General features: G+C 63.8%; 8 protein-coding genes. 2 read left to right on the plus strand and 6 right to left on the minus strand.

Annotated elements, in window-relative coordinates; genetic code table 11:
- Window positions 1–113: 113 nt before the first annotated feature.
- On the plus strand, window positions 114–1,532 hold the full coding sequence (locus ACTIFK_RS05610) for an ammonium transporter (protein ID WP_439542057.1): 1,419 nt from the start codon (window positions 114–116) through the stop codon (window positions 1,530–1,532).
- Window positions 1,533–1,561: 29 nt separating this feature from the next.
- A complete protein-coding gene (locus tag ACTIFK_RS05615; protein WP_439542058.1) occupies window positions 1,562–1,753 on the plus strand; it encodes a hypothetical protein in 192 nt (63 codons plus the stop codon).
- A 224-nt stretch (window positions 1,754–1,977) separates the two neighbouring features.
- Here ACTIFK_RS05615 and ACTIFK_RS05620 read toward each other — a convergent pair whose 3' ends face one another.
- From ACTIFK_RS05620 to ACTIFK_RS05645, 6 genes are all read right to left on the minus strand, one after another.
- Window positions 1,978–2,313 carry a MoaD/ThiS family protein gene (locus tag ACTIFK_RS05620; protein WP_439542059.1) on the minus strand — a complete coding sequence of 112 codons (336 nt, stop codon included), beginning with the start codon at window positions 2,311–2,313 and terminating at the stop codon, window positions 1,978–1,980.
- Window positions 2,313–3,389: a WD40/YVTN/BNR-like repeat-containing protein gene (locus tag ACTIFK_RS05625; protein WP_439542060.1), complete on the minus strand. Its 1,077-nt coding sequence runs from the start codon at window positions 3,387–3,389 to the stop codon at window positions 2,313–2,315. Before ACTIFK_RS05625 ends, ACTIFK_RS05620 begins: the two co-directional genes overlap by 1 nt.
- A gap of 4 nt (window positions 3,390–3,393) precedes the next feature.
- Entirely contained in the window at window positions 3,394–3,954 is a 561-nt protein-coding gene (locus tag ACTIFK_RS05630; RefSeq protein ID WP_439542061.1) for an SRPBCC family protein, read from the minus strand.
- Between the two features lie 15 nt (window positions 3,955–3,969).
- A complete protein-coding gene (locus ACTIFK_RS05635; protein WP_439542062.1) occupies window positions 3,970–4,398 on the minus strand; it encodes a YciI family protein in 429 nt (142 codons plus the stop codon).
- A 78-nt stretch (window positions 4,399–4,476) separates the two neighbouring features.
- On the minus strand, window positions 4,477–5,790 hold the full coding sequence (locus tag ACTIFK_RS05640) for an RNA polymerase sigma factor (protein WP_439542063.1): 1,314 nt from the start codon (window positions 5,788–5,790) through the stop codon (window positions 4,477–4,479).
- The gene (locus ACTIFK_RS05645) at window positions 5,787–6,158 is read right to left on the minus strand and encodes a YciI family protein (RefSeq protein ID WP_439542064.1); all 372 of its coding nucleotides are present in this window, start codon (window positions 6,156–6,158) and stop codon (window positions 5,787–5,789) included. The genes ACTIFK_RS05640 and ACTIFK_RS05645 overlap by 4 nt, the downstream gene beginning before the upstream one ends.
- Window positions 6,159–6,406: the final 248 nt, after the last annotated feature.

The raw sequence follows: 6,406 nt of genomic DNA on the forward strand, positions 1-6,406 counted from the left end.
CTGGCACAAGAGTTGCCTCATAGGAAAATAGCTCAAGACGCGGGCAGCTACGTCGGGGCGTAGCACGAGGCTTGCGGAGCAAGGCGACACTGGGCGTAGCAGGGGAGACTGACATGGCCGATCAAGCGACAGGCATGTTGACGATATTCACGGAGTTCTACTTTTTCTTATGCATCGTTCTGATGTTCTTCATCCACATCGGCTTCTGCATGTACGAAGTCGGCGTGGCGCGAACGAAGAACGTCCAGCACACCCTTCTCAAGAACGCGATGGCGATTCCGGTCGTCGGTCTCGCGTTCTTTCTGTTCGGCATGTGGATCTACATCGCGCTGCAGGCTTGGCCGGTGGGATCGCCAACCGTGAGCTTCGCGACCGGCTTTGAACCATGGTCGGACAAGCTCGCGCCGAATTTGTCGGACCGCATCTCGGGTGTCTTCTGGGGCGCCTTCGCGCTTTTCGGCATGACGGCGGCGTCGATCGTTTCGGGCTCCATCATCGAGCGCTCCAAAACCATCGGCTTCCTCATCATTGCCGTCTACGTCGGCGCGATCGCCTGGGTGCTTCCCGCTGCCTGGGGCTGGGCCGGCAACGGCTGGATGGTGCAGTACCTCGGCTTCCACGATCAGTACTGCTCCGCCGTTCTCCACAGCGTGTCGGGCTTCGCCGCGCTCGGCGTCCTGATCAACCTCGGCCCCCGCATCGGCAAGTTCGCGCCCGATGGCGAGCCGCGTGAGATCCCGGCGCACAATCCGTGGATGGTCACCATCGGTCTTTTCCTGATCTATGTCGGCTTCTTCGGCTTCTATGCGGCTTGCCATATTCCGCTGGCCAACATCGCCGCCGAGGGTCAGCCGGCTTACTGGACGGCCACCAACATTTACGGCTTCCCGATCACGCTGTCGGGCGTCACCATGAACTTCTTGCTGGCGCTCTTCGCCGGCATGATGACGGCCTACATGGTCTCGGGCGGCAACGCGTTCTGGACCTTCTCGGGCGGTCTGACCGGCCTGATCAGCGCCAGCGCCGGCAACGACCTCTACCACCCGGCAATTGCCCTCGTGATCGCCGCCGTCGGCACCGCGATGGCCTACTACCTTCACAACTGGGTGGAGAAGAAGTTCAAGCTCGACGACGCCGTCGGCGCCGTCGCAGTGCACGGCTACTGTGGCGTATTCGGCGGCATCGTGGCGGGCTTCGCCCTCTGGGGCTATCCGGCCATCTACCCGAGCGCCGGCACCCTCGTCGCGTTGTCGGAAGGCGCCGGCTGGTTTGGCGTCAACGCCGAAGGTCTGCCGATCATCACGCCGATGGGCAACGCCATCTGCACGATGATCTTTGCGATCGGCTTCGGCTTCCTGCCGGCCTACTTCCTGAGCTTGCTCCTGAAGATGTTTGGCCTGCTGCGCGTCGATCCCAAGGTCGAGCTGACGGGCCTCGACGGTGAAGTTCAAGGTTCCACGTACCCGAACATTTCCGGCGCCGAAGCGGCCTTCGAAAAGCTGCAGCTCAAGGAAGGCCGGGCGAAGATCTAATCACCTTTCACACCTGAAGGAGTTCGAACATGAACACCGGCATCACGACCCTCTCGAAGCTGCCCGAGGTCACGGCTCTCTATCCCATGCATGGAATGGAAGTTCCGTTCGCCCTCGTGACGCTTGGCTTCTTCGTCTTGTTCCTTGGCTGGCAGCTCGTCATGGAGCGCAAGCACCACAAGGCGATCATCGGCAACTTCACCGCGAGCCCCGCCGAGTAACGGCCCACACCGTTCCCGCCGGCTGGCCGAGCACCCCGGCCGGCGGAGCGAACCTCGAGGCCCAGGCCACATCGGCCCGGGCCTCGAGCATTTTCGGCTAGAGTGCTTCCGGAAAAGTGGGAACCAGGTCATGGCGAAGCCATGCCAGCGACAGTGACCGATAAGAAGCACGACAAAACAAAGGCCTAGAGTCGTTCCGCGATTCCACTTAAAGCGGAACGACTCTAGCCGCCCGAGATGGCCGTCAGCACATGCACCCGGTCGCCGTCCTTCAATGCCGTGTCAATCCGCGCACGCTGGCCGTCGACGACGACATTGATGTGCCGGCGGATGCGAGGCGTGGAATCGCACAGCCTGTCCCGCATGCCGGGCCACCGCGCATCGAGCGCCGAGATGGCTTCGCCCACCGTCGCCGCAAAAAGATCGACCTCTCGCTCCGCGTCGGGAAAGAGCGACAGCAAGGCGCGCGGCAGCACGAGGCAGACCTTCGGGAGCGAGGCCGCAGCTTCGCTGGTCCCGCCGCCGCCCGGAGCCCCACGCTGCTCGCCGCCACGATCCATCAATCGACCACCAGCGTTTCCACCGACGAGATCGCCGGCAAATGCTCCGCCAGGCACGCCCAGCTGTCGCCCTCGTCAGCGCTTGCGAACAATGCCCCGCCGCCGGTGCCGAAATAGACGCCCGCAGGCGCCAGCCGATCAGTGCTCAGCGCCTGGCGCAGCACACCGAAATAAGCATTCTGCTGCGGCAGGCCGTTGCGCATGGCGGACCACGTCGCTCCCGCATCGCGCGTACGCCACACGGCGGCCTTCGCGTCCGGCATGTAGCGTCCCTGAATATCGCCGTTGAGCGGCAGCAGGAACAGCGTATTGGGATCGCGCGGATGCGCCGCCGCCGGAAAACCGAACGTCGACGGCAGCCCCTTTTCGATGCTGATCCATTCCCGGCCGCCGTCGTCGCTGCGGTACATGCCGCAATGGTTCTGCTGATAGAGCCGGTCCGAACCGCCCGGCGCCATCACCAGGCTGTGCACGCATTGCCCGATCTCGGGATAGCGCTGGTCTTCGGGCATGTAGTCGGCGCGCGTGCCACGGTTGCGCGGCTCCCACGTTTCACCGCCATCGGCCGAATGAAACACGCCGGCCGACGAAATACCGACCCAGAGCTTTTTCGGATCGTCGGCCTGGGTCACGATGTGGTGCAGGATCAGCCCGCCGCCGCCCGGCTGCCACTGCGGCCGCGAAGGATGGGCGCGCAGCCCGGAGACCTGCTGCCACGTCTCGCCGTCGTCCTCGCTCTTGAAGAGCCCTGCAGGTTCGACACCCGCATAAAGCCCGTCCTGCCCGACGGCCAGGCTCCACGCATTCGCGATCGGCTCCTCGCCTTCGTCATAGGCAAGGCCGGCGCTCGAATGCGTCCACGTCTCGCCCAGATCCGTCGACTTCCACACCGCCGGTCCGAACCACGCATTGCCGCCGGCCGCGTAGATTGCCTTCTTCGCCGGATCGGCGATGACGTGCTGGATCGGCCACGTTTCGCAGAACGGACCCTTGATCGTCCAGCTCCGGCGCCCATCGCTGCTTTCGAAAATGAAAGCACCTTTCTTCGTGCCAACGAGAACGAGCACTTTGGTCATGGCATCACCCCCTAGCTAGCGTTGCAACCGAGCTTTCAGCAGCCGACTTGAGGTTTGCAAGTCCGGTTTCGAACTCGCCGCCGCACATACGCTCCATGTCGATAAACAGGTGAATGACTTTCGCGAGGAGCGGCACCGTCCCCTCCATTGCCCACGTCACGGTCGTCATCCCGGCCTCGGGCACGAGCGAGAACGTCACCTCGTTGGTGGCCTTCATGGGCTTGAGCATATTGAGACCCATTTCGACGCGCGACGGCTCGGCGGAATTCAAAATCTCAAGCCAGCCCTCGCCGATCTCGCTGTTGCCCTTCCAGTCATAACGCTGGCCCGCACCGCTCGCCGGTCCGCTAAAAACCCGCGACATGTTCGGGTCCTTGTTTTCGAACGGCGACCAGGTGGCGAACGCTTTGAGGTCGTTGATCAGCGGAAAAATTTCGCCCGGCGGCGCCGCAATTTTGACGCTGCGCGCGGTTGTGAAGCGATCCGGCTTGGTTGACGCGTAGACAACGACGAGTGCCGCTGCCAGGGCGAGCGCAAGCGCGATATATCCCAATATCTCGAGCATCCCAGTCCTCCTGTCTTACCCGTTGGCCCGCTTTTCGATCTTCTCGCGCAAGCGCTCTTCCTGCTCCTGCAGCTCGGGCGTAAACGCCTCTCCGAAATCGGCCGCCTCGAACACCGGCCGGATTTCGATCTCGCCGTGCACGCCATCGGTATTCGGGCAGCGCCGCGCCCAGGAAATTGCTTCATCCATCGACGAGACCTGCCACATCCAGAACCCGGAGACTGTTCCGGTGAGATCGAACGGTCCGTGCGCCACGGCCGTCTTGTTGCCCGAAAACGCAATCCGCGCGCCCTTCGCCGTCGGGTGCAGACCCTCGCCCGAGAGCATGATGCCCGCGTTGACGAGCTCCTCGTTGAATTTCCCCATGTCCGCCATCAACTGCGTGCTCGGCATCTTCCCGGCTTCGCTGTCCGGCGTTGCTTTCATCAGCACCATGACTTTCATTGGCGTTCTCCTTCATGTGAGCGTGGTTGGCTTATGGATTTAAGACGATCCGGGCGGCCTCGAACCGACACCACACCCCTACTTTTCTAAATTGACCTCACGGGCCGCCTTGCCCGCCGCCTTACGTTTTGCGTCGCCAGTCTTTTCGATGCTGCTCTTTTCGATGCGGTCGAGATGCAGACGGATGTGCGCCGCCTCCTGCGGTGTGCGGGCCAGCGCAATCGCCCGGTTGAACGTGTCGCGCGCCTCGTCCGCACGGCCCAGTTCCAGCAGCAGCGCACCCTTGAGACCGTAAAAGTGGAAGTAGCCGGAAAGTTTCGGCGCCAGCGGTTCGATCATCGCGAGCGCCGTGGCCGCGCCCTGCACTTTGCTCACGGCGACGGCGCGGTTCAGCGTCACCACAGGCGACGGTTGCAACTGCTCGAGTCCGGAATAGAGGCCGTCGATCTGCACCCAGTCGGTCGCGTCGAAGTTCGGTGCCGTGTCGTGCAGTGCTGCGATCGCGGCCTGGATCTGATAGGGCCCGGGCCGGCGATGACGCATCGCCTTGTCGATCAGCGCTTCGCCTTCCGCGATCAAATCGCGGCGCCAGCGCGCGCGATCCTGATCCTCGAGCAGCACGATGGCCCCCGAAGCGTCCAGTCGCGCGGGCGATCGCGCGTGCTGGAACAGCAGCAGAGCCGTGAGCCCCAGCATTTCGGGCTCGGACGGAAACAGCGTCAGCAACAACCGCGCGAGCCGGATGGCCTCCTCGCACAGCGGCAACCGCAAATGCGCCTCTCCGCCGCTCGCCGAATAGCCCTCGTTGAAGAGGAGATAGATCATCGCCGCGACGGCGCCGAGACGTTCGCTACGCTCGACCGCGCCCGGCGTCTCGAAGGCAACGCCCGCATCCGCGACGCGCCGCTTGGCCCGCGTGATGCGCTGCTCCATCGCCGCGTCGCTGACCAGGAACGCACGCGCGATTTCGCCGACCGTGAGCCCTGACACGACGCGGAGCGCCAGCGCGATCTGCTGCGTGCTCGGCAGATCCGGATGGCAGCAGATGAACAACAGCCGGAGAATGTCGTCGCGATAGTGCGCGTCGTCGAGCCGCGAGACCAGCGCACCCTCCGCGTCCTCGGTATCGGAAACCGCGTCCTCGTCGGTCAGCGCCTCAGACTTGCTCTCGCGGCGCAGCGCATCGATCGCCACGTTGCGGCCCACCATGATGAGCCACGCGGCCGGATCGCGCGGCGGCCCGTTCTGCGGCCAGGACTTGAGCGCCTTGAGGGAGGCTTCCTGGAAGGCTTCTTCCGCCCGGTCGAGATCGCGGAAGTAGCGCATCAGCGCCGCCACGGCCTTGGGCCGCGCGCTTGTCACCGCCGCATCGAGCCAGGCGAGATCCGTCACGTGGCGGCACTCCAATCATGGAACAAGCCGATCGGACGCACTTCGTAAGCGCCGCCCGGATTGGCCTCGGCGAGCTCACGCGTGAACGCGAGCGCGTCTTCGAGGTTGTGGCAATCGACGACGAAAAAGCCGAGCAGCTGTTCTTTGGTTTCTGCGAAGGGCCCGTCCAGCACCACGGCCGGCTCGTTGTCCTTGCGAATGGTCGTGGCTGCCGTCGTGGGCATCAGGCGAGCGACGGGGCCAAGCTGCCCCATCTTCGCGCGCCGCTCCTGCACGGCGCCAAGTTTCGCCATCACGGCCTCTTCGTGCTCGCGGCTCCAGGCACAGACGACATTTTCGGCGTGATAACAGAGAATTGCGTACTTCATTCGGGTCTCCTGAAGTCTCACTGAACCAAGGACGCTTGAGAGTATGCGATCCCGACCGCCCACGTAAAAAAACACGGGCCGCCACGACGCGCCCGGCCGATGGTCATTTTTCCCATTTTTTCGTTTTTTGTGAGCTGGTTCCGGGCGGAACAGCGGGCGCGGGCGTTCGGGGCGAAAGTCCTCGCAACAACCCCGGCGCCCGAGCGGCGCGCTTCACGTCATGTCGAAGACGTGCCAGCGAAAGTGGA

It is taken from the genome of Hyphomicrobium sp. (genome assembly GCF_051860585.1).
Lineage (GTDB): Bacteria > Pseudomonadota > Alphaproteobacteria > Rhizobiales > Hyphomicrobiaceae > Hyphomicrobium_C.

Bases quoted from the DNA above. Each gene is read 5' to 3' on its own strand.
- ACTIFK_RS05620 (WP_439542059.1), bottom strand. From the start codon at position 2,313: ATGGATCGTGGCGGCGAGCAGCGTGGGGCTCCGGGCGGCGGCGGGACC.
- ACTIFK_RS05625 (WP_439542060.1), bottom strand. From the start codon at position 3,389: ATGACCAAAGTGCTCGTTCTCGTTGGCACGAAGAAAGGTGCTTTCATT.
- ACTIFK_RS05610 (WP_439542057.1), top strand. From the start codon at position 114: ATGGCCGATCAAGCGACAGGCATGTTGACGATATTCACGGAGTTCTAC.
- ACTIFK_RS05645 (WP_439542064.1), bottom strand. From the start codon at position 6,158: ATGAAGTACGCAATTCTCTGTTATCACGCCGAAAATGTCGTCTGTGCC.
- ACTIFK_RS05630 (WP_439542061.1), bottom strand. From the start codon at position 3,954: ATGCTCGAGATATTGGGATATATCGCGCTTGCGCTCGCCCTGGCAGCG.
- ACTIFK_RS05635 (WP_439542062.1), bottom strand. From the start codon at position 4,398: ATGAAAGTCATGGTGCTGATGAAAGCAACGCCGGACAGCGAAGCCGGG.
- ACTIFK_RS05615 (WP_439542058.1), top strand. From the start codon at position 1,562: ATGAACACCGGCATCACGACCCTCTCGAAGCTGCCCGAGGTCACGGCT.